23 protein-coding genes, 1 tRNA gene, 4 pseudogenes and 1 riboswitch are annotated in these 25,105 nt (G+C 71.4%); of the genes and pseudogenes, 24 read left to right on the top strand and 4 right to left on the bottom strand.

What is annotated here, in order from left to right:
- From ABD224_RS21025 to ABD224_RS21005, 5 genes and pseudogenes are all read left to right on the top strand, one after another.
- Positions 1-174, top strand: a pseudogene (locus ABD224_RS21025) (flavodoxin-dependent (E)-4-hydroxy-3-methylbut-2-enyl-diphosphate synthase); the annotation flags it as partial.
- Between the two features lie 28 nt (positions 175-202).
- Positions 203-2,113, top strand: a complete 1,911-nt coding sequence (gene dxs, locus ABD224_RS21020; protein WP_344052161.1) for a 1-deoxy-D-xylulose-5-phosphate synthase — start codon at positions 203-205, stop codon at positions 2,111-2,113.
- Positions 2,110-3,492, top strand: coding sequence for an aspartate aminotransferase family protein (locus ABD224_RS21015; RefSeq protein ID WP_344052159.1), 1,383 nt, complete (start codon positions 2,110-2,112; stop codon positions 3,490-3,492). Before dxs ends, ABD224_RS21015 begins: the two co-directional genes overlap by 4 nt.
- Before the next feature lie 73 nt (positions 3,493-3,565).
- On the top strand, positions 3,566-4,189 hold the full coding sequence (locus ABD224_RS21010; protein ID WP_344052157.1) for a helix-turn-helix domain-containing protein: 624 nt from the start codon (positions 3,566-3,568) through the stop codon (positions 4,187-4,189).
- Entirely contained in the window at positions 4,186-4,305 is a 120-nt protein-coding gene (locus ABD224_RS21005; RefSeq protein ID WP_067393964.1) for a DUF6126 family protein, read from the top strand. Before ABD224_RS21010 ends, ABD224_RS21005 begins: the two co-directional genes overlap by 4 nt.
- Positions 4,306-4,330: 25 nt before the next feature.
- Here ABD224_RS21005 and ABD224_RS21000 read toward each other — a convergent pair whose 3' ends face one another.
- Positions 4,331-5,128: a tyrosine-protein phosphatase gene (locus ABD224_RS21000; protein WP_344052152.1), complete on the bottom strand. Its 798-nt coding sequence runs from the start codon at positions 5,126-5,128 to the stop codon at positions 4,331-4,333.
- Between the two features lie 173 nt (positions 5,129-5,301).
- Here ABD224_RS21000 and ABD224_RS20995 point away from each other — a divergent pair, with 173 nt between their 5' ends.
- The 3 genes from ABD224_RS20995 (at position 5,302) to ABD224_RS20985 (ending at position 9,782) form a co-directional block, all read left to right on the top strand.
- Positions 5,302-7,380: an alpha-galactosidase gene (locus ABD224_RS20995; protein WP_344052150.1), complete on the top strand. Its 2,079-nt coding sequence runs from the start codon at positions 5,302-5,304 to the stop codon at positions 7,378-7,380.
- A gap of 305 nt (positions 7,381-7,685) precedes the next feature.
- A riboswitch (cyclic di-AMP (ydaO/yuaA leader) is annotated at positions 7,686-7,840 on the top strand.
- A 4-nt stretch (positions 7,841-7,844) separates the two neighbouring features.
- The gene (locus ABD224_RS20990; RefSeq protein WP_344052148.1) at positions 7,845-8,807 is read left to right on the top strand and encodes a M23 family metallopeptidase; all 963 of its coding nucleotides are present in this window, start codon (positions 7,845-7,847) and stop codon (positions 8,805-8,807) included.
- Positions 8,808-8,996: 189 nt separating this feature from the next.
- Positions 8,997-9,782 (top strand): SGNH/GDSL hydrolase family protein, encoded by a 786-nt coding sequence (locus ABD224_RS20985; RefSeq protein WP_344052174.1) that lies wholly within the window; start codon positions 8,997-8,999, stop codon positions 9,780-9,782.
- Positions 9,783-9,981: 199 nt separating this feature from the next.
- On the opposite strand, the gene ABD224_RS20980 is transcribed toward ABD224_RS20985, so the two are convergent.
- Positions 9,982-10,572 carry a carboxymuconolactone decarboxylase family protein gene (locus ABD224_RS20980; RefSeq protein WP_344052146.1) on the bottom strand — a complete coding sequence of 197 codons (591 nt, stop codon included), beginning with the start codon at positions 10,570-10,572 and terminating at the stop codon, positions 9,982-9,984.
- A gap of 176 nt (positions 10,573-10,748) precedes the next feature.
- On the opposite strand from ABD224_RS20980, the pseudogene ABD224_RS20975 reads away from it, so the two are divergent.
- Positions 10,749-11,513, top strand: a pseudogene (locus ABD224_RS20975) (MBL fold metallo-hydrolase); the annotation flags it as partial.
- A gap of 99 nt (positions 11,514-11,612) precedes the next feature.
- On the opposite strand, the gene ABD224_RS20970 reads toward ABD224_RS20975, so the two are convergent.
- On the bottom strand, positions 11,613-11,786 hold the full coding sequence (locus tag ABD224_RS20970) for a type II toxin-antitoxin system prevent-host-death family antitoxin (RefSeq protein WP_344052144.1): 174 nt from the start codon (positions 11,784-11,786) through the stop codon (positions 11,613-11,615).
- A 47-nt stretch (positions 11,787-11,833) separates the two neighbouring features.
- Between ABD224_RS20970 and ABD224_RS20965 the strand changes: the two genes are divergently transcribed.
- The 15 genes and pseudogenes from ABD224_RS20965 to ABD224_RS20895 all read left to right on the top strand — a co-directional run bounded on the left by ABD224_RS20965 (position 11,834) and on the right by ABD224_RS20895 (position 24,356).
- Complete coding sequence (locus ABD224_RS20965) at positions 11,834-13,132, top strand: RNA-guided endonuclease InsQ/TnpB family protein (RefSeq protein ID WP_344052142.1); 1,299 nt, start codon at positions 11,834-11,836, stop codon at positions 13,130-13,132.
- Positions 13,078-13,536: pseudogene (locus ABD224_RS20960) on the top strand (MBL fold metallo-hydrolase); the annotation flags it as partial. The gene ABD224_RS20965 and the pseudogene ABD224_RS20960, both read left to right, overlap by 55 nt.
- 263 nt (positions 13,537-13,799) lie before the next feature.
- The gene (locus ABD224_RS20955; protein ID WP_344052139.1) at positions 13,800-14,336 is read left to right on the top strand and encodes a hypothetical protein; all 537 of its coding nucleotides are present in this window, start codon (positions 13,800-13,802) and stop codon (positions 14,334-14,336) included.
- 820 nt (positions 14,337-15,156) lie between these two features.
- The gene (locus ABD224_RS20950; RefSeq protein ID WP_344052137.1) at positions 15,157-17,121 is read left to right on the top strand and encodes an ATP-binding protein; all 1,965 of its coding nucleotides are present in this window, start codon (positions 15,157-15,159) and stop codon (positions 17,119-17,121) included.
- Between the two features lie 80 nt (positions 17,122-17,201).
- Positions 17,202-17,636 (top strand): roadblock/LC7 domain-containing protein, encoded by a 435-nt coding sequence (locus tag ABD224_RS20945; RefSeq protein WP_344052135.1) that lies wholly within the window; start codon positions 17,202-17,204, stop codon positions 17,634-17,636.
- Complete coding sequence (locus ABD224_RS20940; protein ID WP_344052132.1) at positions 17,633-18,010, top strand: DUF742 domain-containing protein; 378 nt, start codon at positions 17,633-17,635, stop codon at positions 18,008-18,010. The genes ABD224_RS20945 and ABD224_RS20940 overlap by 4 nt, the downstream gene beginning before the upstream one ends.
- A complete protein-coding gene (locus tag ABD224_RS20935) occupies positions 17,988-18,656 on the top strand; it encodes a GTP-binding protein (protein ID WP_344052130.1) in 669 nt (222 codons plus the stop codon). The genes ABD224_RS20940 and ABD224_RS20935 overlap by 23 nt, the downstream gene beginning before the upstream one ends.
- A complete protein-coding gene (locus ABD224_RS20930) occupies positions 18,653-19,240 on the top strand; it encodes a GAF domain-containing protein (protein WP_344052128.1) in 588 nt (195 codons plus the stop codon). Before ABD224_RS20935 ends, ABD224_RS20930 begins: the two co-directional genes overlap by 4 nt.
- Before the next feature lie 187 nt (positions 19,241-19,427).
- On the top strand, positions 19,428-20,456 hold the full coding sequence (gene tdh, locus ABD224_RS20925; protein WP_344052126.1) for an L-threonine 3-dehydrogenase: 1,029 nt from the start codon (positions 19,428-19,430) through the stop codon (positions 20,454-20,456).
- 71 nt (positions 20,457-20,527) lie between these two features.
- Positions 20,528-21,727, top strand: coding sequence for a glycine C-acetyltransferase (locus ABD224_RS20920; protein ID WP_344052124.1), 1,200 nt, complete (start codon positions 20,528-20,530; stop codon positions 21,725-21,727).
- Between the two features lie 36 nt (positions 21,728-21,763).
- Entirely contained in the window at positions 21,764-22,666 is a 903-nt protein-coding gene (locus ABD224_RS20915; protein ID WP_344052121.1) for a LysR family transcriptional regulator, read from the top strand.
- A gap of 188 nt (positions 22,667-22,854) precedes the next feature.
- Positions 22,855-23,076: pseudogene (locus tag ABD224_RS29495) on the top strand (N-acetyltransferase); the annotation flags it as partial.
- A 46-nt stretch (positions 23,077-23,122) separates the two neighbouring features.
- On the top strand, positions 23,123-23,482 hold the full coding sequence (locus tag ABD224_RS20905; protein ID WP_344052119.1) for an MmcQ/YjbR family DNA-binding protein: 360 nt from the start codon (positions 23,123-23,125) through the stop codon (positions 23,480-23,482).
- Positions 23,483-23,596: 114 nt separating this feature from the next.
- Positions 23,597-23,670, top strand: a tRNA-Pro gene (locus ABD224_RS20900).
- Positions 23,671-23,921: 251 nt separating this feature from the next.
- The gene (locus ABD224_RS20895) at positions 23,922-24,356 is read left to right on the top strand and encodes a PaaI family thioesterase (RefSeq protein ID WP_344052116.1); all 435 of its coding nucleotides are present in this window, start codon (positions 23,922-23,924) and stop codon (positions 24,354-24,356) included.
- Positions 24,357-24,433: 77 nt separating this feature from the next.
- Here ABD224_RS20895 and ABD224_RS20890 read toward each other — a convergent pair whose 3' ends face one another.
- The gene (locus ABD224_RS20890; RefSeq protein WP_344052171.1) at positions 24,434-24,961 is read right to left on the bottom strand and encodes an NUDIX hydrolase family protein; all 528 of its coding nucleotides are present in this window, start codon (positions 24,959-24,961) and stop codon (positions 24,434-24,436) included.
- Positions 24,962-25,105 lie beyond the last annotated feature (144 nt).

The following is a 25,105-nucleotide window of genomic DNA, read 5'->3' as shown; positions in this document are numbered from 1 at the left end:
GGCAAGGGGCAGATCTTCGTCAGGGGAGAGGTGATCAAGACCGTTCCGGAGTCGAAGATCGTGGAGACCCTGATCGAGGAGGCCATGAAACTCGCCCGGCGGATGGAGCGGAGCGGGGACGCACCGGGCGGCTCCACCGCCGCGGGGACCCCGACAGTGACAGTGAGTCAGTAGAGCGGCGCGGACCGAGAGGGGGACCGGAGTGACCATTCTGGAGAGAATCCGGGGACCACGCGACCTGAAGGCGCTGTCCGAGGCGGAACTCGGTGAACTGTGCGACGAGATACGTGAGTTCCTGGTGCAAGCGGTGAGCAGGACCGGCGGTCACCTCGGGCCCAACCTGGGGGTGGTGGAACTCACCGTCGCACTGCACCGGGTCTTCGAGTCACCGGTCGACCGGATCCTGTGGGACACCGGCCACCAGAGCTATGTGCACAAACTGCTGACGGGGCGCCAGGACTTCTCCAAGCTGCGCGGCAAGGGGGGACTGTCCGGCTACCCCTCGCGCGCGGAGTCCGAGCACGACGTCATCGAGAACAGCCATGCCTCCACCGCGCTCGGCTGGGCCGACGGACTGGCCAAGGCACGCCAGGTGCAGGGGGAGAAGGGGCACATCGTCGCCGTCGTCGGGGACGGCGCACTGACCGGCGGCATGGCCTGGGAGGCGCTCAACAACATCGCCGCCGCCCGGAACCGGCCGCTGATCATGGTCATCAACGACAACGAGCGCTCCTACGCGCCGACCATCGGCGGTCTCGCCCGTCACCTGGCCGCCCTGCGCACCAGCAACGGCTACGAGGAGGTGCTGGCCTGGGGCAAGAACGTCCTGCAGCGCACCCCCGTCGTCGGCAACGTCCTCTACGACGCGCTGCACGGCGCGAAGAAGGGCTTCAAGGACGTGTTCGCGCCGCAGGGCCTGTTCGAGGACCTGGGGCTGAAGTACCTCGGTCCCGTCGACGGGCACGACCTCCGCGCCGTCGAGTCGGCGCTGCGCCGCGCCAAACGCTTCCGCGGCCCCGTCCTGGTCCACTGCATCACCGAGAAGGGCCGCGGCTACGCACCCGCCCTCGCCCACGAGGAGGACCACTTCCACACCGTCGGGGCGATGGACCCGCGCACCTGCGCGCCTCTCGCCCCGGCCGGCGGCCCGTCCTGGACCTCGGTGTTCGGCGACGAGATCGTACGGATCGGCGAGGAGCGGGACGACGTCGTGGCGATCACCGCCGCCATGCTGCACCCGGTGGGACTCGGCAGATTCGCCGAGCGGTTCCCGGACCGGGTGTGGGACGTCGGCATCGCCGAGCAGCACGCGGTCGCCTGTGCGGCGGGCCTCGCGACCGGCGGGCTGCACCCGGTCGTCGCCGTCTACGCCACCTTCCTCAACCGCGCCTTCGACCAGGTGCTGATGGACGTGGCCCTGCACCGCTGCGGGGTCACCTTCGTCCTGGACCGGGCCGGTGTGACCGGCACCGACGGGCCCTCCCACAACGGCATGTGGGACCTGTCCGTGCTCCAGGTCGTCCCCGGCCTCAGGATCGCCGCTCCCCGCGACGCCGGCCAGCTGCGCACCCAGCTGCGCGAGGCCGTCGCCGTGGACGACGCGCCGACACTGATCCGCTTCCCGAAGGAACAGGTGGGCCCGGAGATCCCGGCGATCGACCGGGTGGGCGGCATGGACGTCCTGCACCGGGACGAGCGGCCCGAGGTGCTCCTGGTCGCCGTCGGGGTGATGGCCTCCGTGTGCCTGCAGGCCGCCGAGCTGCTCCAGGCACGCGGCATCGGCTGCACCGTCGTCGACCCGCGCTGGGTCAAGCCCGTCGACCCGGCGCTGCCGGGCCTGGCCGGCACGCACCGCCTGGTGGCCGTGGCCGAGGACAACAGCCGCGCGGCCGGCGTCGGCGCCGCGGTGGCCCTCGCCCTGAGCGACGCCGAGGTCGACGTACCACTGCGGCGGTTCGGCATTCCCGAGCAGTTCCTCGCGCACGCCCGGCGCGGGGAGGTCCTGGCCGACATCGGTCTCACCCCGGTCGATGTCGCCGGACGGATCAGCGCGAGCCTGGCCGTCAGCAAACAGGCCGGAGCCGTCACGGCAGTCAAGGAGAACGTCGAATGACCACGGAGTTCGACCTCGGCAGACTCCTGTCCGAGCGCGGAGCCGAACGCTACGAGCTGCACACCCGACACCTCAACCACCAGTTGCCGCGCATGCTGCGCACCATCGGCTTCGACAAGGTCTACGAGCGGGCCGAGGGCGCGTACTTCTGGGACGCGGACGGCAACGACTACCTGGACATGCTCTCCGGGTTCGGTGTGATGGGCCTGGGCCGGCACCACCCCGTCGTCCGCAAGGCGCTGCACGACGTGCTGGACGCCCAGCTCGCCGACCTGACCCGCTTCGACTGCCCGCCGCTGCCCGGACTGCTGGCGGAACGGCTGCTCGCCCACAGCCCGTACCTGGACCGGGTGTTCTTCGGCAACAGCGGCACGGAGGCGGTGGAGACCGCGCTGAAGTTCGCCCGCCGCGCGACCGGCAAGCCGCGGATCCTCTACTGCGAGCACGCCTTCCACGGCCTGACCACCGGCTCCCTGTCCGTCAACGGCGAGAACGGCTTCCGCGACGGCTTCGCCCCGCTGCTGCCCGACACCGCCGTCCCCCTCGGCGACCTCGACGCACTCGAACGGGAGCTGCGCAAGGGGGACGTGGCCGCCCTGATCGTCGAGCCGATCCAGGGCAAGGGCGTGCACGAGGCCCCGCCCGGCTATCTGCGCGCCGCACAGCAGCTGCTGCACCGGCACAAGGCGCTGCTGATCGCCGACGAGGTGCAGACCGGCCTCGGCCGCACCGGGGACTTCTACGCCCATCAGCACGAAGAGGGCGTCGAACCGGACCTGGTGTGCGTGGCCAAGGCCCTCTCCGGCGGCTATGTGCCGGTGGGGGCGACCCTCGGCAAGGACTGGATCTTCAAGAAGGTCTACTCGTCGATCGACCGCGTCCTGGTCCACTCGGCGAGCTTCGGCTCCAACGCCCAGGCCATGGCGGCGGGGCTGGCGGTGCTGTCGGTGATCGAGAACGAGCAGATCGTCGCGAACGCCCGGGCCACCGGCGAGCTGCTGAAATCCCGGCTGGCGGCGCTCGTCGACCGCTACGAGCTGCTCGCCGACGTACGCGGCCGGGGCCTGATGATCGGCATCGAGTTCGGCCGGCCGGCGTCGCTGAGGCTGCGCGGGCGCTGGAGTGTGCTCCAGGCGGCCCGCAAGGGGCTGTTCGCGCAGATGGTGGTCGTCCCGCTGCTGCAGCGCCACCGTATTCTGACCCAGGTCTCCGGCGACCACCTGGAGGTGATCAAGCTGATCCCGCCGCTGATCATCGGGGAGGCGGAGGTCGACCGGTTCATGGACGCCTTCACCGCCGTGATGGACGACGCCCACGAGGGCGGGCTGATGTGGGACTTCGGCAAAACACTGGTCAAGCAGGCGGTCGCCCACCGGTGAGCGTCATCTGCCGCGCCTTGCCTCTGGGGCAAAAGATTTGCCTCCTGGACAAAGCCGTCACTGAAATGGAGGAGTGAGCTCCCCCGAGTCCCAGCCCTCGGCGGGGCCGGTCGAGGACCTGCCCGCCGTCGCACCGCAGCTGCGCGCGCTGCGCCGCCGTGCCTCCCTGACCCTGGAGGCGGCGGCCCGCGCCGCCGGGCTGTCGCCCGCCCACCTCTCCCGTCTGGAGACGGGCCGGCGCCAGCCCTCGCTGCCGATGCTGCTCGCGCTCGCCCGCGTCTACGGTACGACCGTCTCCGAACTGCTCGGCGAGACGGCCGTCGGCCGGGACGCGGTCGTCCACGCCGACGAGATGGAGCCGACACGGGCCGGCGGCTGGACGTACTGGCAGGCCGGCGCCTCCGGGCGGGGCATGCAGGCCCTCAGGGTCCGCGTCCCCCACGGCTCCCAGGGCGACATCGTGCGGGTGCACCCCGGCGAGGAGTGGCTGTACGTCCTCAAGGGGCGCCTCCGGCTGCGCCTCGGGGACGGCGCGCATCTGCTCGCCCCGGGCGACAGCGCGCACTACGACTCCCTGACCCCGCACCGCATCGCGGCCGAGGACCCCGACGGGGTCGAGCTCCTGTTCGTGCACACCCTGCTGCAAAGCCCCGCGACCGCCCTGTGCCTGGGGCACCTCACCGGAGAGAGGCCATGAGCAACCTGGAAGAGAAGTTCCCGCGCGCCCTGTGGGTCCGGCTCGTCGTCTACACCGTTGTCGGACATCTCGTCGCCGGGTTCATCTGGCTGCTGTTCGAGGTCGGCGCCGGGTGACGGCTCCGGGCGGCCCCGCGCGAGGTCAGTCCAGGAGCCGCTCGCGCAGCCGCTCCCGGGTCTCGGGGGCCAGCCGCAGTCCGCGCTCCAGGTAGGGGTCGACGCCGCCCCAGGTCTCCTCGATGGTCTCCAGGGCCGCCATGAGGTACTCGACGCGCGCGTCGAACAGGGGGGCGAGCAGCTCCATGACCTCGGGGGAGTAGGCCGAGGCCGAGGTGCTGCTGCGGCGCACCTTGTAACGGCGGTGCGGGGCGTTCGACTCCAGGTAGTCCGCGACGATCGCGTCCTGCTCCACACCCAGGGCGAGCAGGGTCACCGCGATCGACAGACCCGCGCGGTCCTTGCCCGCGGCGCAGTGCATCAGGACCGGAACGCTGTCCTCGGCGAGGGCGTGCAGCACCTGGGAGTGCTCCCTGGTGCGCTCCTTGATGATCGTCCGATAGGAGGCGATCATCCGGTTCACGCCCTTGCCGTCGGCCAGGATGCCGCGCAGCTGGTCGAGGTCGCCGTCGCGGACCATCCGCCAGAACTCCGCACCGTCCGCCGGGTCGCTCAGCGGCAGGTTCACATTCCGCACACCGGGCAGCTCGATGTCCGGCCCTTCCAGCTTCTTGTCGGCCGCGTTGCGGAAGTCGAAGATCGTGCGCAGGCCCAGGGACCCCAGGAACGCCGCGTCCTTCTCGGTCGCGTGCGCGAGATGGCCGCTGCGGAACAGCACTCCCCGACGCACCCGCCGGCCGTCCACGGTCGGCAGCCCGCCCACATCGCGGAAGTTGCGCACTCCGACCAGCTCGGGTTCGGTAGAGGGGACCTGCTGCGTCACGGGAACTCCTCCCTGTCGGCCCCGCCGTCACGGCTCGTCAGCGGGCGCGGCTTCGACCATACGACATGGCTTCCCTGGGCAAATGAGTTGTCCACAACCGTTGCCCGAGCGCCGCTCCGCCCGGATGATGTCCGTGCTTGCGCTGATCCGTCCGGCTCCGACAGGAGGGACGCATGCTCCAGACCGCCGACGACGGCCGCACCTGGCTGCTGACCGGTCCCACGAGCAGTTACGCCCTCCGTCTCACTGCGCACGGCGAACTGCTCCATCTGCACTGGGGTCCCCGTATCGGGCTCGCCGACGCCGAGGCCCTGGCCGCCCGCCCGCTGCCCGATTACCACCCCTTCGAATCCCCGCTCGACGGGCACGAGGAGTACCCGGTCGAGGGCGGCCCCCGTTTCGTGAGGCCCGCGCTGTCCGTACGCACCGCCGAACGACGCGGCACCGAGTGGACGTTCGAGACATACGAGACATGCAGGGACGAGGGTGACGAACTGTGCTTACGGTTCCGCGACTCGGGACTGCGCATCACCCTGCACTACCGCATGCGCGGCGATGTCGTCGAGCGCTGGGTCACCCTCGACAACCAGGGGCCCGACGCCGTGGAACTGCTGCGCGCCGACTCCGCCACCTGGACCCTGCCCGAGCGCGAGGGCTGGCGGCTGTCCCAGCTGCACGGCCGCTGGGCCGCCGAGTCCCGCCTGGTGCGCACCGACCTCACCTACGGCGAGAAGGTCCTCGGCAGCCGCCGCGGCCACACCGGGCACCAGCACCTGCCCTGGGTCGCCCTCGACACCGACGCCACCGAGGAGCACGGCGAGGTCTACAGCTGCGCGCTGGGCTGGTCCGGGTCGTGGCGGATCGCCGTCGCCCAGCTCCCCCACGCGCGCGTGCAGATCACCGGGGGCGCCGGACACGACGACTCGGGGCTGCTGATGCTCCGGCCCGGGGAGTCGTACACCACCCCCGTCTTCGCCGGGCTGTGGAGCGACGGCGGCCACGGCGGCGCGAGCCGCGCCTGGCACGCCTACCAGCGGACGTACGTCGTCCCGGACGCGGACCGGGACCGGCCGGTGCTCTACAACTCCTGGGAGGCCACGGGGTTCGACATCAGCGAGGAACGGCAGCGGGAGCTGGCGCGGCGGGCGGCGGAGATCGGTGTGGAGCTGTTCGTGGTCGACGACGGCTGGTTCGGCGCCCGCACCGGCGACCGCGCCGGACTCGGCGACTGGTGGCCCAACCCCGACCGGTTCCCCGGCGGTCTGAAGCCGCTCGCCGACCATGTGCACGGCCTCGGGATGCAGTTCGGCATCTGGGTCGAACCGGAGATGGTCAGCCCCGACAGCGACCTGTACCGCGCGCACCCCGACTGGGTGCAGTACCAACCGGGACGCAGGCGGACGGAGTTCCGCCATCAGCTGGTGCTCAACCTCGCGCGCGAGGATGTCCAGGAGTACCTGTGGGAACAGCTCCACGGACTGCTCTCGGGCACCCCGATCGACTATGTGAAGTGGGACTTCAACCGCTGCTTCACCGACGCGGGCTGGCCCGGGGACCCGTACCCGCAGCGCCTGTGGGTCGACCATGTGCGCGCGCTGTACGCCCTGCTGGACCGGTTGCGGGCCGCGCACCCGGGGGTGGCCTTCGAGTCCTGCTCGGGCGGCGGCGGCCGGGTCGATCTCGGCATCCTGTCCCGTACGGACCAGGTGTGGACCTCCGACAACACCGATCCGCTCGACCGGCTCGCCATCCAGCACGGCTTCAGTCATCTCCACCCCGCACGGGTCATGGCCGCCTGGGTCACCGACAGCCCGAACGTCCTGTCGGGACGCGTCAGCGGGCTGCGCTTCCGGTTCGTGAGCGCCATGGCCGGGGTGCTCGGGGTGGGCGGCGACCTCAGCCGGTGGACGGAGGAGGAACTGGCCGAGGCGCGGGACTGGATCGCCCTCTACAAGGAGATCCGGCCCGTGGTCCAGCGCGGCGACCTGTACCGGCTGCGGCCCCCGCACGGCGGGCTGAGCGCGGTGCAGTACGTCCTCGGGGACGAGACCGTCGTCCTCGCCTGGCTCCAGGCACAGCACTACGGCGAGCCTCCGCCCCCGCTGCGGCTGCGCGGCCTCGACCCGGCGGCGTCGTACGTCTGCCGGGAGACCGGGGAGGTGCACCGGGGGGCCGTGCTGCTGCACCACGGGATGCGCACCGGGCTACGGGGCGATGTCGATGCGACAGTCATCCGTCTCTGTCGCGTCTAACCCTTCTGTCTGAATTGCGCATTTACGGTGAACTTGCCCCTAAATAAGGCCTGCTGAAGCCGCTCGCGTGACACGTTTCACAGTGGTGACGGTGCGTTTCTTGCCGTGTCCACGTAATCCCGTTGTGCATCCAGCGGTTTGAGGGGCGGACAGAAGATCGAATTCACGCGGTGTGATGGCCGGTCCCCGTGATGGATCATGCGAAAGGCGAGGAAAAGGGGATCATCTGCTTGTCCCTGTGCGTGCCGGTCGCCTACGGTCCACACCGATCCGGACGGACGCCGAGTCCTGCCGCCGTCCGGGGACCCGCACACCCACCCGTGCACGGCAGGAGCGGGGGACCCACGATTCACCGCCTGGTCCGGTTCTCCGGAACAGGCTCGGGGTGAAGCCGCGTTGTGCGGCCGGGCAGCTCCAGCCCGAACCCGACAGCTCACCTCGCAGGCGCCGGAGAGGAATGCCCCATGCCCGCGAAGGGTAAGCACCGTCGTCCGAAGACCCGTCGTCTCACGCGCTCCCTCCTCGCCGCCGGAACCGGTGGCGCCGCCTTCGCCCTCCCGCTCGTCTCGGCGACGGGCGCGCACGCGGCCCCCGCGCACTCCGCGGCGGAAAAGGCCGTGCAGGCCGTGCCGGCGGCCAAGCCGGTGACCGGGAAGAACACCGCCGCCGAGAGCACGGGCGTACGGATCTACACCGTCCGGACCGGCGACTGCCTCTCCACGATCGCCGACGAGCACGGCATCCGCGGCGGCTGGCAGAAGCTCTACGCGGACAACCGCCAGGCCGTCGGTGACAACCCGTCGCTGATCCACCCGGGCCTGAAGCTCGTCCTCGACGGCAGGGCCGCGTCGGCCGGCACCGCCAAGGCGCCCACGTCCTCGGCGTCCGGCGGCTCCTCCACGCCGTCCTCCAAGCCGTCCGCCGCGCCCTCCTTCAAGCTCACCTCCAAGTCCGCCTCCGAGCTGTCCTCGGCCCCGAAGGCGCAGCAGGCCCCCCAGACCGCGGAGAGGGTCTCCACCGGCTTCACCTTCCCGGTGGCCGGCAAGGGAGTCGGCACCGGCTACCGCGTGGCCGGCGGCAGGTGGTCCAGCGGCTACCACACCGGTGTCGACTTCGCCGTCCCGACCGGCACCCCGGTCCGGGCCGTCGGTGCCGGCACGGTCGTCTCCGCGGGCTGGGGCGGCGCCTACGGCAACCAGGTCGTCATCAGGCTGAACGACGGCCACTACGCCCAGTACGCCCACCTGTCGTCGATCTCCGTCTCGGCCGGCCAGAGCGTGAGCACGGGGCAGCGGGTCGGCCTGTCCGGCGCCACCGGCAATGTGACCGGCCCGCACCTGCACTTCGAGATCCGTACCACGCCGAACTACGGCTCGGACATCGACCCGGTCGCCTACCTCCGCGCGCGCGGCGCCACCCTGGGCTGACGGCCGCCGCCCTCCCCTTGGCCGAGGCCGGCCGTCACCTTTGACGGCCGGCCCGTTCCAGGGGTGACCGACGGACGTGCCGTGGCTAATCTCACCGTCCGTCAACCTCTGCCTACGGTCGCGTAGGTCACATTCGAAGGTGAATCATGGGCTGATATGGCAGACGATTCGAAGAGCGACAACAGACCAGTGATCGGGTCGTACGTGGCAGTGGGGGACAGCTTCACCGAAGGCGTCGGCGACCCCGGCCCCGACGGTGCGTTCGTCGGCTGGGCCGACCGGTTTGCCGTACTGCTCGCCGATCGGCGGCCTGAGGGCGACTTCCAGTACACCAACCTCGCCGTACGGGGAAAGCTGCTCGACCAGATCGTGGAGGAGCAGGTCCCGAAGGCCATCGAACTCGCCCCCGACCTGGTCTCGTTCTGCGCGGGCGGCAACGACCTCATCCGTCCCGGCGGCGACCCGGACGACGTGGCCGAGCGCTTCGAGAAGGCCGTCGCCCGGCTCACCGCCGCCGCGGGCACCGTGATGGTGACCACCGGCTTCGACACCCGGGGCGTGCCCCTGCTCAAGCACCTGCGCGGCAAGATCGCCACCTACAACGGGCATGTGCGGGCCATCGCCGACCGCTACGGCTGCCCGGTGCTCGACCTGTGGTCGCTGAAGAGCGTCCAGGACCGCCGTGCCTGGGACGACGACCGCCTGCACCTCTCACCCGAGGGACACACGCGCGTGGCACTGCGCGCCGGCCAGGTCCTCGGCATCGACGTCCCGGCCGACCCCGAACAGCCCTGGCCTCCGATGCCGCCGCGCGGCACGCTGGAGATCCGCCGCGACGACGTGCACTGGGCGCGCGAGTACCTGGTGCCGTGGATCGGCCGCCGGCTGCGCGGCGAGTCCTCGGGCGACCATGTGAAGCCCAAGGGCACCCTGTCGCCGGAGGAGATCAAAATGCGGATCGCGGCGGTGGCCTGACGGCCGCCGCGTCCGGCGTCTCCCGCGCCCGGCCCGGTTCCCGGACGAGCACCTCGCCCGCCCGGCGCCGGGCCGAGCGCGGGAGAACATGCCGCACCCCTTTCACGCACTCCCTGTCCCTGTCACGGCGGTCTCGCCCCACGACGACCTCGCCACGGCCGCCGCTTCACCAGGGTGGGACGAGACCCGGCCTCACGCGTCACTCCCGCACGGCAACCCCGTTCGCATTCGCGCCCGGTACGGCTCCCGGCACCTCGCACGCATCCTTGAAGCCCTGACTGGTCAGGCCGAGGGAGGAGTTGATGCGCGAGCGCAGATTCTCCAGTGCCACCATCGCCGTCAGCTCCACCAGGGCCGGCTCGCCCAGCCGGTCGCGCAGCCGGGCGACCAAGGCGTCGTCCACGGTGGGCGGCGTGGCCGTCATGGCCTCGGCGTACTCCATGACGTCGCGCTCCAGCGGCGTATAGGCGTCACTGTCCCGCCACACGGGAACGTCCTGCACCTTGCGGGGATCCATGCCGCGCTCCCGGTTGACCCAGTAGCCGAAGTCCATGCACCACGAGCACCCGATCGCGGCGGCCGAGGTCATCTCGGCGAGCGCCTTCAGATCGGTGTCGAGCCTGTTCCACTTCGCCACCGACTGCTCCAGGCGCACATAGGTCCACAACACCCGCGTGTTGTGCGCGAGCGCCCGGAGCGGGTCGAGGACCTTGCCGTAGACGCGCCTGCTGTACCACTCCACACCACGGAAGAAACGGGTGCGGGGCGGAGTGAGCGAGATGCGGGCCATGGACGGCCACCTCCAGTCCATCGGTCGGTACACCGGCTTTCGTCGGCACCGCGCGGGTGCCCTCACCGGTACGACGGACGAGGCGGCGCTCATGTGACATCGGCCTGCCGAGGGGATCCTCCATCCTGGGGAGCCCCGCATAATGGACGGTCCGACCGACTCCACCGGAGGCATCGTTGGCAGGATTCCGTCCTCTGAGCTCCGGGCTTCGCGCCCTGCGGCCCGCGGCATTCGGAGCGGACCCCGACGGAGAGCGCATGGCGCGCATCCGCCGGTCGCCCCACTTCAAGGACGGAGCCTTCCAGAATCCCGGAGGCCCCGCACGGACCCGGCCCTCCGGCTCGATGCTCGATCTCGTGAAGCTCTGGCTCGACAAGGAGCAGCGTGCCCTCCGCACCCCGCGAGGCACCATTCCCGTGCACGCCACCACGCTCGCCGACCTGGCCCGCCCCGCGGCCACCGGGCTGCGGCTGACCTGGCTGGGGCACTCCAGCGTGCTCGCGGAACTGGACGGACAACGGGTGCTCTTCGATCCCGTGTGGGGCGAGCGCTGTTCCCCCTTCCCCTTCGCCGGCCCCCGGCGGCTGCACCCGCTGCCCCTGCCGCCGGCCGCGCTCGGCCCGGTCGACGTCGTCGTCATCTCCCACGACCACTACGACCACCTGGACATGCCCGCCGTCAAGGCGCTGGCCGGCACGGACACCGTCTTCGCGGTACCGCTCGGCGTCGGCGCCCACCTGGAGCACTGGGGCGTCCGCACCACCCGTATACGCGAACTGGACTGGCACGAGTCCACCAGGGTCGGCGGTCTCACCCTCACCGCCACCCCGGCCCGCCACTTCTGCGGACGCGCCCTGCATAACCCCCAGCACACCCTCTGGGCCTCCTGGGTCGTCGCGGGCGAGGAACACCGGATCTACCACAGCGGCGACACCGGCTACCGGAATCGTCGGCAGTGCTGCGGGCTTCAGCCCGGGGGGTGAAGCCGACCAGATCGTTGCGGCGCGGAGCGCCGCGGCTTCTGGCTTGAGGGCTCCCGGTCACTCCTTGCTGCGCTCGGCGGCCTCGGCCACGGGCAGGGGGACGACCGCCGCGACGCGGCGCCCCCGGGAGGTGATGTAGGTGATGCGGCCTCGTGCGGAAGCGGCGTTCAGGACGTCGGCGAACCGGCGTCGGGCGTCGGCCACGGACAGGTCGATCGGTTCTTCGCTCATGTACGCCAAGGTACACGCAAGCGATCACTTGATGTACGCTGATGTACATGCAGCTTCGGTACGGCTTCCGCCTGTACCCGAGCGCCGGTCAGCGCACGGCGCTGGCCAAGGCGTTCGGGTGTGCGCGGGTGGTCTACAACGATGCGCTCCGCGCCCGGGAGACCGCCCGCAGCCAGGGGCTGCCGCTGCCGAAGACCGGGGACCTGTCCCAGCAGCTCATCACCGAGGCGAAGAAAGCTCCGCAGCGCGCGTGGCTCGGCGAGGTGTCGGCCGTCGTGCTGCAGCAGTCGCTGCGGGACCTGGATGCCGCGTACCGGAACTTCTTCGACGGCCTGAAAGGCAAGCGCCCGAAGACGGGGCCGCCCCGGTACAAGTCGAAGCGGGACAGCCGGCAGGCGGTCCGGTTCACCGCCAACGCCCGCTGGTCGATCACGCCGGGCGGGAAGCTGCGCCTGCCGAAGATCGGCGACGTGCGGGTGAAGTGGTCCCGCACGCTGCCGTCCACTCCGTCCTCGGTCACGGTCGTGAAGGACGCGGCGGGCCGGTACTTCGCGAGCTTCGTCGTCGAGACCGGTCCCGAAAAACCGCTGCCGCAGACGACGCCCGAGGTGGGTATCGACCTGGGGCTTGGGCACTTCGCCGTCCTCTCCGACGGCACGAAGATCGACAGCCCGCGCTTTGTGCGCCGGGCCGAGCGCCTGAAGAAGGCCCAGCGGGATGTGTCCCGCAAGCAGAAGGGCTCCCGCAACCGGGACAAGGCCAGGATCCGCCTCGCACGGGCGCACGCCCGTGTCGCCGACGCACGCCGCGAGTTCCACCACCAGCTCTCCACGAAGCTGATCCGCGACAACCAAGCGATCGCCGTGGAAGACCTGGCGGTCAAGGGCCTGGCCCGCACGCGGCTCGCGAAAGCCGTGCACGACGCCGGATGGTCGGCGTTCGTGAGCATGCTGGAGTACAAGGCCGCCCGGTACGGGCGCACCTTCATCCGGATCGGCCGCTTCGAGCCCACGTCTCAGGTGTGCTCCGTGTGCGGGGTGAAGGACGGCCCCAAGCCGCTGCACGTCCGCACCTGGACGTGCCGGGCGTGCGGGGCCGTCCTGGACCGGGACATCAACGCGGCGGTCAACGTCGCCAGGGCCGCCGGACTGGCGGTGACAGCCTGTGGAGCGCAGGTAAGACGGGCACTCCTGCCCGCACAGCGCCGTGAAGCAGGAACCCACCCGAAGCCCTCACCCATCCGGTGGGAGCAGGCGGGAATCCCCGGCCTTCAGGCCGGGGAGGATGTCAATTCGACGGCTTCAAGGACATCGGCGCGGAGCACGGTCCGTTCGACGCGACGATGATCCAGATCGGCGCGTACTCCGACTGGTGGCCCAAGGACCGCACGGATTCCGCGCCGCTGCCGGGCGCGTGGCCGGACATCCACATGAATCCCTCACAAGGCGTCCAGAGTCACCTCGACCTGCAACAGGGCCGGCCGAGCGGGGTCATGCTGCCGATCCACTGGGCGACGTTCAACCTCTCCTTCCACCCCTGGGCGGAGCCGGGGGAGTGGACGCTGGCCGCGGCCGAGGCGGTCGGCCAGACGGTCGCCCTGCCGGCTCCGGGCCGGCCGTTCGAGCCCGCCGGTGAGATCCCCTCGCGACCGTGGTGGCGGGACGTGTCGCAACCGGTGACCCGCAGGTGGCCGGTGCCGGAGCCTGCTCTGCAGACGGCACACGGCCTCGAGCCGGCCGGCGAGGACTGATCGTCCGTGGACATGGGGGAGCGCGGAGGAGCTGCGGCACCGAGGCGCTGAGCCGTGCACCGCTCTTCGGTCCGCGCTCGAAGAGGGCTCCTGACCGACTCCGGGGAACAGGGGAACAGGTGAGCGGCCCTCTCCTCGTGCCCGCCGCTCTGTCCGGCTTTTGTCCGGGAAGCCTTTCACGGATTCGCCGGATTCCTGCCTCCTTGGCGGTCTAAGGTACGGGTACGCCGCGCTGCCCGTCGCGGTCAGACGAGGAGGCTCCTGTGTCATCGACCTGCGACCCCCGGCATGCTCCCGTCGGGGATGTGAGCGCAGCGCTCATGATGATCGACTCCCGGCTCAAAGCCGTCTACGACGGCAGGACCGAGCCCGATCCCGACCAGCAGGCGCTGCTCGACCACTTCGCCGCGTCCCTGGGCCCCGAGGGGGTCGACGAGATGCTGGACGGCACGTGCACCCTCATCTTCATGTTCATGCAGTGGCTGCGGGCGGCCTACGAGGACCACGGCAAGGACGTCATCGAGTACGTGGTGCCCGACCTCGTGGCCACGATGCGCATGATGCCCAGGAGCGTCCGCCCCGAGACCATTCCCACCATGGCCGGCCTGGTCATCGCCGCGGGCACCGGTCTGAGCCCCAGCCTGTGGCGCAAGCAGTACGGAGACTGGACCAGGGACGAGATGACTCCCCTGGAGGCCACCGCCTTCCTGCTCGCGGAGCACATCAATCGCCTCACCGACGACCGCAATTTCGCCACCCGCGTGATCGCTGAGGTCCTGTCCGAGACGGACGAGGCCTGACCTGCCCGCATCCTGTACGAGAGCCTTCTCGGGCAGCGGCGGCTTCCTCCTGTTCGTTCGCCTGTTCGTCTGTTCGTGTTTCGCGCCGAAGCCCTGAGGCGGGCCGGAACCTTTCGCGTGCGTGCCCTGCTTGAGGGCTGCCGGGAATCAACACGCCGATGTGCTCCCGGCTGTGTCAGCCGTGTCCGCCGTGTCCGAGGAAAGGGGCCCGGCGATGTCGGCCGGTGTACCGGAAACGAGCTGTTGAGGCGGGAGACAGGCTTCTCTTCGTACAAGTTCCTCTTCGTACAAGCGCATGGCAGCACACACGCCTGCCGCCGCGAACGGGGCGGCCGAGCCGTGGTGGTGCGTGAGGTGGCGCGGGGTGGCGTGGGGTGGCGTGGGGGTGGCGCAGGATCGATACAGCGGGTGACGGTCCGGAGGGCACCGGGAAGGGCAGCGACGGACCCGGGACCGTTCCGGCGAAGGCGAGAACGGGTGGTCGGCGGACGGGCGAAGGCATCGGGGAGCAGAGGGCCCCTGGGCCTCGCCGTCCGTTCGTGACCGGTTCTGACCAGGAGGGATCGGCTTCTTTCGGGTCGGTGGTATGAAGGGTCATGGAGGGCTTGGACTGCCGTACGGGCTCTCATACCAGAGCAGGACGATCGCCGGGTGATTTTTCAACAGCCCGCCGCACATGAGGCATCCGTGACTACTGTGAGTGTCCGCCGGGCGACGCGGGGCCGTACGCATGTCTCCGTCGGCCGGCACAGCGATGGCGCATGCCCGCTCGTGCCCCACGCGCGAGCACACAGGCCCGACGGACCAGTACGAGGAACAGATGTCTCACCTCCGTGCACCGGTCGCCCGCACCGACCGCCGTGAAGGCGGACGGCACGGGCGGCCGGTCGCCCGCACCGTCCCCTCGCTGCCCGAGACCCCCTTACGGCCCCAGTTGCTGCGTCTGGCGGTGCTGCCGCCGACCGCGGTCGCCCTGAGCGCCGGTGCCGCCGTGCTCTTCACCGTGCGCTCCACCGGGACACACCCCGGACCCACCCTCTGGGGCGTGCTCGCCGGGGCGCTCTGTGTGACGCTCGCGGGCGTCGCCACCGCCGCCGTCGCCGCCGACCGGGCCGCCCGGTCCGTCCACGACCGGATCGACGCGCTGCGCCGCGCCACCGCGCGCCGCGAGGCCGCCCTGCGCACCCTCGTTGACGCGCTGCGCCAGGGCGAGACCCCGGCCCAGCGCAGGACGCGCGGCGGACCGCCGGACGACGCCGACGAGTTCGAACTGCTCGCGGCCGACCTGGCCCGCGCCCACGACGGTGCCGTCGCCGCCGTCGTCGAGGCGGCCCGGCTGTCCAGCCGCGCCGGCAGCGAACAGAAGCTCGAGGTCTTCGTCAACCTCGCCCGGCGTCTGCAGTCCCTGGTGCACCGCGAGATCTCCATCCTCGACGAGCTGGAGAACGAGATCGAGGACCCCGACCTGCTCAAGGGCCTCTTCCACGTCGACCACCTCGCCACCCGGATCCGCCGCCACGCCGAGAACCTCGCCGTCCTCGGCGGCGCCGTCTCCCGCCGTCAGTGGAGCAACCCCGTCTCCATGACCGAGGTGCTGCGCTCCGCCATCGCCGAGGTCGAGCAGTACTCGCGGGTCAAGCTCGTCCCGCCGATCGACGGTCGGCTGCGCGGCCACGCCGTCGCCGACGTCATCCATCTGCTGGCCGAACTCATCGAGAACGCCACGGTGTTCTCCGCCCCGCACACCCAGGTGCTGCTGCGCGCCAACCTCGTCACCTCCGGACTCGCCGTGGAGGTCGAGGACCGGGGCCTGGGCATGCCGGTCGACGAGCAGGCCAGGATGAACGCCCTGCTGGCCGACCCCGAGCAGGCCGATGTCGCCGGCCTGCTCGCCGACGGCCGTATCGGGCTGTTCGTGGTCTCCCAGCTCGCCAAACGGCACGGCATCACCGTCCGGCTGCAGACCAACATCTACGGCGGTGTCCAGGCCGTCCTCGTCGTGCCGCAGACCCTTCTGGGGCCCGCCCCGGACGAACCCGGTGACGTACCGGAGGACACGCAGGGGGCGTCACCGGACGCCGGACGACGTCCTCCGGTCGTGTCGCCGCAGCCACCGAGCGGCATCCCGAGCGCACCCGGACCGTCCGCCCCCGCCCCCGCCGCCCCGCATCCGCTCCCGCCCTACCAGGCTCCGGCGGCGTCGGCCTCCACACCACGGGCGACCCCGACCGGAGGTGATGCCCCGCCGGGACCGCTCGTACCGGTCCCGCGCGCCACCGAGGGCGGCCCGGCCCCCCTGCCCCGCCGCGGGGCACGGGAGCAGCGGGCCAATCCCGCCAAGGCCGTACCGGGGATCCGTGCCGAGGACCGGGCCGCCCTGGCCGCACACGAAGGTGTGCCGCCCGTGCCGCGTGCGGGCGCGGTGCAAGAGCCCCGGGGGACCATGGACAAACCGCGACTGCCCCGGCGGCGCGCCCAGGAGCACATCGTGCCGCAGCTGCGCGACGGCCCGGTGCCGCGCCAGGGCTCCGAGCACACGGCCGGCCACGACCCCGGGCTGATGGCCGCCTTCCGGCGCGGCATCGGACTCGCCGAGGCCCAGCACCACCGGGAGTCGGCCGCCGAGGAGTCCGCCCGCTCGCACGAGCCGCACTTCTCCGGCGAGGCAGTGCGCCCGGCGCCCCCGGTGCTCCCGCCGTCCCTGGACGGACCGCTGGACGCACCGCACCCGACCACCGAGGCGCGGCCCTCTGCCCGGTACGACGGGAGTGCCCCAGCCGGATGACCGGACTGTCGTCCGTCCTCACCCCGCCTCCCGTCCCCAGCGCCTCCGCAGACCTTCGTACCCCAAGGAGTCGATCCACCATGGCGAGCGATGCGCCGACCCGTCAGGTCTCCGACCTCGACTGGCTGATGAGCGGTCTCGTGCAGCGTGTGCCGCACACCACCAGCGCGGTCCTGCTGTCCTGCGACGGGCTGGTGAAGGCCGTCCACGGCCTCGACCACGACAGCGCCGACCACATGGCCGCCCTGGCCTCCGGCCTGTACTCCCTCGGCCGCAGCGCCGGCGTCCGCTTCGGTGACGGCGGCGACGTACGGCAGGTCGTCGTCGAACTCGACTCGACCCTGCTGTTCGTCACCACCGCCGGTTCCGGCACCTGCCTCGCCGTGCTCGCCGGACGCGAGGCCGACGCGGCGGTCCTGGGCTACGAGATGGCGATGCTGGTCAAGAGCGTCCGCCCCTATCTCGTCACCGCCCCCCGGCAGCAGTCCGCCGAGCGTCCGGCGCTGCGGTCTTGAGCGCGGCGACGGCCGGTGACGGGCCCTGGCTCGACGACGCGGCCGGACGGCTGGTGCGCCCCTTCACGATCAGCGACGGGCGCACCCGGCCCAGCATCGCGCTCGACCTGATGTCGCAGGTGATGGCCACCGGGGTGACGCCACTGGGCTATCTCGGCCCCGAGCACAGCCAGGCGCTCGACCTGTGCCGCGTCCCCGTCCCGGTCGCCGAGGTCGCCGCCCATCTGAAACTGCCGGCCGCGGTGACCAAGGTGCTGCTGTCCGACCTCGTCGACTGCGGGGCGCTCACCACCAAGCCCCCCGCGTACCACCAACACCTCACCGACAGGGCCCTTCTGGAGGCAGTGCTCGATGGACTACGACGACAGCTCTGAGTACGGAGGCCACGGGGGTGGCCGGGGCAGCGGCCAGGACGGCTCCGACCCCTTTCCCACCGCGCTGAAGATCCTGGTGGCGGGCGGGTTCGGAGTCGGCAAGACGACCTTCGTCGGCGCAGTCAGCGAGATAGCCCCGCTCAGCACGGAGGAACTGCTCACCACGGCCAGCGCGGCCACGGACAGCCTCGACGGTGTCGAGAACAAGGTCGAGACCACCGTGGCGATGGACTTCGGCCGCATCACCCTGGACCCGCGGCATGTGCTCTACCTGTTCGGCACGCCCGGGCAGGAACGGTTCTGGTTCATGTGGGACGAGCTGTGCGAAGGCGCCCTGGGCGCGGTGGTCCTCGCCGACACCCGGCGGCTGCAGGACTGCTTCGCGGCCGTCGACTTCTTCGAGCAGCGCGGTCTCGCCTTCATCGTCGCCATCAACGAGTTCGACGGCGCCTACCGCTACGACCCCGAGGAGGTGCGGGCCGCCCTCGACCTCGCCCCGGAGATCCCCATCGTCACCTGCGACGCCCGTATCTCCAGCTCGGGCGTTCAGACGCTGCTCGCCCTCGTCCGGTATCTCCTCGCCCACGCCTACCCGCCACGGAGCCCGCACATGACATACGCCGACAGCGACGGAGCCCGGTCATGAGCTACGACCCGCCGCGTCCGGCCGGTCGCCTGCTGCTGACCCCCGAGGACAAGGACGCCCCCGCCCGCACCCGGCGACTGCGCAAACTGGGCCTCGGGGAGCGTCCCATACCCGCCCTGGACGCCTTCGCCGACCGGCTCGCCGGACTCACCCGGGCGCCGTATGCGATGGTCAACTTCCTCGACGAGCAAGGGCAGTTCTTCGCCGGGCTGCACCGGCCCGAGCGCGACGTCCTGACCGTCGACACCGACCCGGACACCGGTGGCGGCGGAACCCGGCGCGAAGTGGGCCGACGCCTCCCCCGCGACCACGGCTTCTGCCCGCATGTCGTGGTGCGGCGCAAGGCGCTGGTGCTGGAGGAGGTCTGCGACTACCCGCGTTTCGCGGGCAACCCCGTCGTCGACGAGTTCGGCATCCGCTCCTACCTCGGCGCCCCGCTCATCGACAGCACCCAGATGGTGCTGGGCACGGTGTGCGTCGTCGACGTCGTACCGCGGCCGTGGGGCCGGGAGGGGCTGCGCACCATCAAGGCGGCCGCGGCGGAACTCGCCCCCCGGCTGGAGGAGGACGGCTTCCTGCTCTGAGCGCCGGACGGCTGCCGGACGGCCAGGGACACGGCGTGAAGCGGAACTGTGGCCGCGCTTAAGAAATCCTCGATGGACCACGGGCGGCGCCGTGCGGCAGATTGCTGTGCGAATCCACTCCTCTCCCCGGACGCGGGTCTCTTTCGGCATGCCCGGATCCGGGACCCGACCCACAGGAGTCGTAGCAGTGAAGGCGCTGGTCAAGCAGAAGGCGGAGCCCGGGCTGTGGCTCGTGGACGTCCCCGAGCCCGCCATAGGACCCGGTGATGTGCTGATCAAGGTCCTGCGGACCGGCATCTGCGGCACCGACCTGCACATCCAGGCCTGGGACGGCTGGGCGCAGCAGGCCGTGCGCACCCCGCTCGTGGTCGGGCACGAGTTCGTCGGCGAGGTCGTCGACGTCGGCCGTGACGTCACCGACATCAAGACCGGCGACCTGGTCAGCGGCGAGGGCCACCTGGTGTGCGGCAAGTGCCGCAACTGCCTGGCCGGGCGCCGTCATCTGTGCCGGGCCACGATCGGGCTGGGCGTGGGCCGCGACGGCGCGTTCGCCGAGTACGTCGCCCTGCCCGCCGGCAACGTCTGGGTGCACCGTGTCCCCGTCGACCTCGATGTCGCCGCGATCTTCGACCCGTTCGGCAACGCCGTGCACACCGCCCTGTCGTTCCCCCTGGTCGGCGAGGACGTGCTGATCACCGGTGCGGGCCCGATCGGCCTGATGGCCGCGGCCGTCGCACGGCACGCGGGCGCGCGCAACGTCGTCATCACCGATGTGCGCGAGGAACGGCTGGAACTGGCCCGCACGATCGGTGCGAGCCTCGCGCTCGACGTCTCCCGGACCACCATCGCCGAGGGTCAGCGCACGCTCGGTCTGCGCGAGGGGTTCGACATCGGCCTGGAGATGTCCGGCCGCCCCGAGGCCCTGCGCGACATGATCGCCAACATGACGCACGGCGGCCGGATCGCCCTGCTCGGCCTGCCCTCCCAGGAGTTCCCGGTCGACTGGGCCCGGATCGTCACCTCGATGATCACCATCAAGGGCATCTACGGCCGTGAGATGTTCGAGACCTGGTACGCGATGTCGGTGCTGCTGGAGGGCGGCCTCGACCTCACGCCCGTGATCACCGGACGGTACGGCTACGACGAGTTCGAGGCGGCCTTCGCCGACGCCGCGAGCGGCAAGGGCGGAAAGATCATCCTCGACTGGACCGTCTGATTCCCCGCCTGGCCCGCCTCCGGCGCCCCTTTTTCCGGCCCCTTCGCCCCTCACCCCTGACGGAGTCCTCGATGTTCACCTCAGTCCGCGACGACCTGCGCGCCACCCTCGACGAGATCCGTGCCGCCGGTCTGCACAAGCCCGAACGCGTCATCGGCACCCCGCAGTCCGCGACCGTCGAGGTGACCGCCGGCGGACGCCCCGGCCCGGTCCTCAACTTCTGCGCCAACAACTACCTCGGCCTGGCCGACCACCCCGAGGTGATCGCCGCCGCCCACGAGGCCCTGGACCGCTGGGGCTACGGCATGGCCTCCGTCCGCTTCATCTGCGGGACGCAGGAGGTGCACAAGGAACTCGAGGCCCGGCTGTCGGCCTTCCTCGGCCAGGAGGACACCATCCTGTACTCCTCCTGCTTCGACGCCAACGGCGGCGTGTTCGAGACGCTGCTCGGACCCGAGGACGCGGTCGTCTCCGACGCCCTCAACCACGCCTCCATCATCGACGGCATCCGTCTGTCCAAGGCCCGCCGCTTCCGCTACGCCAACCGCGACCTCGCGGACCTGGAACGGCAGCTGAAGGAGGCGACCGAGGGCGGGGCACGCCGGAAGCTGATCGTCACCGACGGTGTGTTCTCGATGGACGGCTATGTGGCGCCGCTGCGGGAGATCTGCGACCTCGCCGACCGCTACGACGCCATGGTCATGGTCGACGACTCGCACGCCGTCGGCTTCGTCGGCCCCCAGGGACGCGGCACCCCCGAACTGCACGGCGTCATGGACCGCGTGGACATCGTCACCGGCACCCTCGGCAAGGCGCTCGGCGGCGCCTCCGGCGGCTATGTCGCCGCCCGCGCCGAGATCGTGGCCCTGCTGCGGCAGCGCTCCCGGCCGTATCTGTTCTCCAACACGCTCGCCCCGGTGATCGCGGCGGCCTCCCTGAAGGTGCTCGACCTGCTGGAGTCCGCGGACGACCTGAGGGTCCGGCTCACCGAGAACACCGCCCTGTTCCGCCGCCGGATGACCGAGGAGGGCTTCGACATCCTCCCCGGCGACCACCCCATCGTGCCGGTGATGATCGGCGACGCGGCCAAGGCGGGCCGGATGGCGGAACTGCTGCTGGAGCGCGGCGTGTACGTGATCGGCTTCTCCTACCCGGTCGTGCCGCGAGGAGAGGCACGCATCCGGGTGCAGCTGTCCGCCGCGCACTCCACCGACGACGTCAACCGCGCCGTGGAGGCCTTCGCCGCCGCCCGCGCCGGCCTGGAGGACTGAGTCCGGCCTGTCGGACACCTTGCGATAATCACTCGCATGATTGAAGCGCGGCGGCTGCACATCCTCCGTGCGGTGGCCGACCACCGCACGCTGACGGCCGCGGCCGCCGCGCTCTACCTCACCCCCTCCGCCGTCTCGCAGCAGCTCACGGCCCTGGAACAGGAGACCGGCCACCGGCTGGTCGAACGGAGCGCCAAAGGGGTACGGCTCACCCAGGCCGGCGAGATCCTGCTCAGCCACGCCCACGCGGTCTTCGCCCAGCTGGAGCGGGCGGAGGCCGAGCTCGCCGCGTACGGCTCCGGCAAGGCCGGGACCGTCACCGTGGCCGCCTTCGCCACCGGCATCGCCCAGGTCGTCGCCCCCGCGGTGGCCCGCCTGGCGGATACGGCGCCCGGCATCCGCATCCGTGTCCTGGACGCGGAGGGCGACGCCAGCCTGCCGATGGTGATGGACCGGCAGGTCGATGTGGCGGTCGCCGTCGAGTACCGGGGCGCGCCGCCCGCCGACGACCCCCGGCTGACCCATGTACCGCTGTACGCCGAGCCGTTCGACGCGGTCCTGCCCGTGACCCACCGGCTGGCCGAGGCCGCCAGGATCCCGCTCGCCGAGCTGGCCAAGGACCCCTGGATCGGCCCCTACTCCGGCAACCCCTGCCATGACGTGGTCGTCCTGGCCTGCGAGAACGCCGGATTCCAGCCGCGTCTGGAACACTCCTCCGACGACTTCCGCGCCGTCGTGGCGCTCGCCGCGGCCGACGCGGGCGTGGCCCTCGTCCCGCGCTCCGCCCTGCGTGACATGGATCTCACGGGTGTGGTCGTACGCCCCGTCGACGGCGTGGCCCCCACCCGCCGGGTCTTCGCCGCCGTGCGCCGCGGGGCGGAGGAGCACCCGCTGATCCGTCCGGTGCTCGACGCGCTCGCCGAGGCGGCTGGCACGTAACACGCCCGTCATCAGCCGGGGACAGCGTTCCGGATCATGAGAAACGAGCAGACGGCCGTGTCCGTGGCCGTGCATCCGCTGAACGCCGACGAGCTCACCGCACGCGCCGAGGACCTGGCCGTGCTGCTGACCGACGCCGTGGCGGGCGGCGCCTCGGTCGGCTTCCTCGCCCCGCTCGCCCCCGCCGCGGCCGCCGCCTGCTGGCCACCGCCGAGGACGCGGCCGCCGCGGCCGGCATCACCCTGCTGCACCTGGACACCGAGACCGGCAGCCCCGCCGAGCACCTCTACCGTTCGGCCGGCCGGATCCAGGCCGGCGTGATCCCGGACTACGCCGCCGACCCGGCCGGCGCGCTGCGGCCCACCACGCTCTACTACAAGCGCCTGGGCGCCGCCGCGGCCACCGGGTGACGGACGCTCCTCCTGCTTGTCGGTGGCAGCGGCTACGGTGCGGTGCATGCCGGACGCAGAAGACGTACGCCGAATCGCCCTGTCCCTGCCGGACACCACCGAGAAGCTCGCCTGGGGCATGCCCACGTTCCGGGTCGCGGGGAAGATGTTCGCCACCCTGCCGGAGGACGAGACGTCCATGGCCGTGCGCTGCCCCAGGGAGGAACGCGACGAACTGGTCCTGGCCGAGCCGGAGAAGTTCTGGGTCGCCGGCCACGAGGCGCAGTTCGCCTGGATCCGGGTCCGGCTCGCCGCGCTGGACGACGAGGAGGAGCTGCGGGACATCCTTGCCGACTCCTGGCGCCAGGCGGCCCCGCCCCGCCTGCAGGAGGCCCATCCCCGGCTGGGAGTGTTCACCGCGCACTGACGCGCCGCCGGACACCGAAGGGACGACCGGGAAACGGGTGCGCGACCACCGGCCCGAGTACGGTATGGTTTTGCTGCACGTTCGGCCGGGGGAAACCCCAGGTCAAGCAGGCAACGGGACGTGGCGCAGCTTGGTAGCGCACTTGACTGGGGGTCAAGGGGTCGTGGGTTCAAATCCCGCCGTCCCGACAGCGCGAAGGGTCTTCGCGGGCGAGAGCCCGTGAAGACCCTTTCCCTTTTCCCCTCTTTGCGTGGGACTTCCCTCTTCGTTGCGTGGAACGTCCTCGGCCTCGAGGCGAGCGCACCGCTCGACGGGTGAACCTCTTCCGCCCGTTGGCCGGGACTCTCCCAACGAAGGCTGTCACACTGGCGGTTGGCGCACCGGACGATCACCGTCGTGTGTCCGGGAGCATGTACCCGACCCCGAAAGGCAGCACACCATGCCCCCTTCCGAGACGGCAGCCCCCGATCCCGCCGCCCTTCTGGCGGCCATGCCCTTCGCGGCACGACTGGGCGTCGAACTCCACGAGGCCGCTCCCGACCGGACCGTGGGAAGCCTGCCCTGGTCCCCGGAGGCCTGCACCGCGGGCGGAGTCCTGCACGGCGGAGCCCTGATGGCGCTGGCCGACTCCGTCGGCGCCGTCTGCGCCTATCTCAACCTTCCGCAGGGCGCCGGGACGTCCACGGTGGAGTCCAAGACCAACTTCCTGCGGCCGGTGACCTCCGGACGGGTCCACGCCACGGCCCGCCCCCTGCACGTCGGCGGCACCCTCATCGTCGTGCAGACCGACCTGCGGGACGACAAGGACCGGCTCGTGGGACAGACCACCCAGACCCAGATCGTGCTCGCCGCGAAGAACGGCGCCGCGGGCTGATCCCGCCCACGGGGCCGGATGCCGGTCCGCCCCGCCGGGTGCGGACGTCCGGGCCGGGGCCCTGCGGCGGGCGGCGGTCAGGAGATGTGACCGACGTGCGCCAGTGCCTGCTTGAGCAGTACCCCGTGCCCGCCCGGCATCTCGCTCTGCACCGCGGGGGAGAGGGCCTCCTGGGGAGTGAACCAGACCAGGTCCAGGGCGTCCTGGCGGGGACGGCAGTCACCGGCGACCGGGACGATGTAGGCCAGTGACACGGCGTGCTGACGCGGGTCGTGGAACGGCGTGATACCGGCCGTGGGGAAGTACTCGGCGACGGTGAAGGGCTGCAGGGAGGCCGGCACACGGGGCAGCGCCACCGGGCCGAGGTCCTTCTCCAGATGGCGCAGCAGGGCGTCCCGCACGCGCTCGTGGTGCAGCACCCGGCCGGACACCAGGGTCCGGCTGACCGTTCCGTCCGGGCCGATGCGCAACAGCAGGCCGATGCTGGTCACTTCGCCGCTGTCGTCGACACGCACCGGTACCGCCTCGACGTACAGGATCGGCATCCGGGCGCGCGCCGACTCCAGTTCCTCGGTGGTCAGCCAACCGGGCGTGGTCTCGGTCATGTCAGACATTGCTTGATCATACTTTCAAGGATGCGTGCTTCGGACCTGCTGCTTCCGGGACTGTGACCGGCCCCACGTCCCGGCGCGTGACCGGTCGCACATCCCGGCGCCGGCGGCGAGGGCGACGCGACCGCCGCGGCCGCC

It is taken from the genome of Streptomyces thermoalcalitolerans (assembly GCF_039525155.1).
Taxonomy (GTDB): domain Bacteria; phylum Actinomycetota; class Actinomycetes; order Streptomycetales; family Streptomycetaceae; genus Streptomyces; species Streptomyces thermovulgaris.
This window is presented reverse-complemented; position numbering and strand designations above follow the sequence as displayed.

Coding starts and splice junctions, on each gene's coding strand:
- ABD224_RS21015 (WP_344052159.1), top strand. CDS start 2,110: ATGACCACGGAGTTCGACCTCGGCAGACTCCTGTCCGAGCGCGGAGCC.
- ABD224_RS21005 (WP_067393964.1), top strand. CDS start 4,186: ATGAGCAACCTGGAAGAGAAGTTCCCGCGCGCCCTGTGGGTCCGGCTC.
- ABD224_RS20995 (WP_344052150.1), top strand. CDS start 5,302: ATGCTCCAGACCGCCGACGACGGCCGCACCTGGCTGCTGACCGGTCCC.
- ABD224_RS20990 (WP_344052148.1), top strand. CDS start 7,845: ATGCCCGCGAAGGGTAAGCACCGTCGTCCGAAGACCCGTCGTCTCACG.
- ABD224_RS20980 (WP_344052146.1), bottom strand. CDS start 10,572: ATGGCCCGCATCTCGCTCACTCCGCCCCGCACCCGTTTCTTCCGTGGT.
- ABD224_RS20970 (WP_344052144.1), bottom strand. CDS start 11,786: ATGAGCGAAGAACCGATCGACCTGTCCGTGGCCGACGCCCGACGCCGG.
- ABD224_RS20965 (WP_344052142.1), top strand. CDS start 11,834: ATGCAGCTTCGGTACGGCTTCCGCCTGTACCCGAGCGCCGGTCAGCGC.
- ABD224_RS20950 (WP_344052137.1), top strand. CDS start 15,157: ATGTCTCACCTCCGTGCACCGGTCGCCCGCACCGACCGCCGTGAAGGC.
- ABD224_RS20945 (WP_344052135.1), top strand. CDS start 17,202: ATGGCGAGCGATGCGCCGACCCGTCAGGTCTCCGACCTCGACTGGCTG.
- ABD224_RS20935 (WP_344052130.1), top strand. CDS start 17,988: ATGGACTACGACGACAGCTCTGAGTACGGAGGCCACGGGGGTGGCCGG.
- ABD224_RS20930 (WP_344052128.1), top strand. CDS start 18,653: ATGAGCTACGACCCGCCGCGTCCGGCCGGTCGCCTGCTGCTGACCCCC.
- ABD224_RS20920 (WP_344052124.1), top strand. CDS start 20,528: ATGTTCACCTCAGTCCGCGACGACCTGCGCGCCACCCTCGACGAGATC.
- ABD224_RS20915 (WP_344052121.1), top strand. CDS start 21,764: ATGATTGAAGCGCGGCGGCTGCACATCCTCCGTGCGGTGGCCGACCAC.
- ABD224_RS20905 (WP_344052119.1), top strand. CDS start 23,123: ATGCCGGACGCAGAAGACGTACGCCGAATCGCCCTGTCCCTGCCGGAC.
- ABD224_RS20895 (WP_344052116.1), top strand. CDS start 23,922: ATGCCCCCTTCCGAGACGGCAGCCCCCGATCCCGCCGCCCTTCTGGCG.
- ABD224_RS20890 (WP_344052171.1), bottom strand. CDS start 24,961: ATGACCGAGACCACGCCCGGTTGGCTGACCACCGAGGAACTGGAGTCG.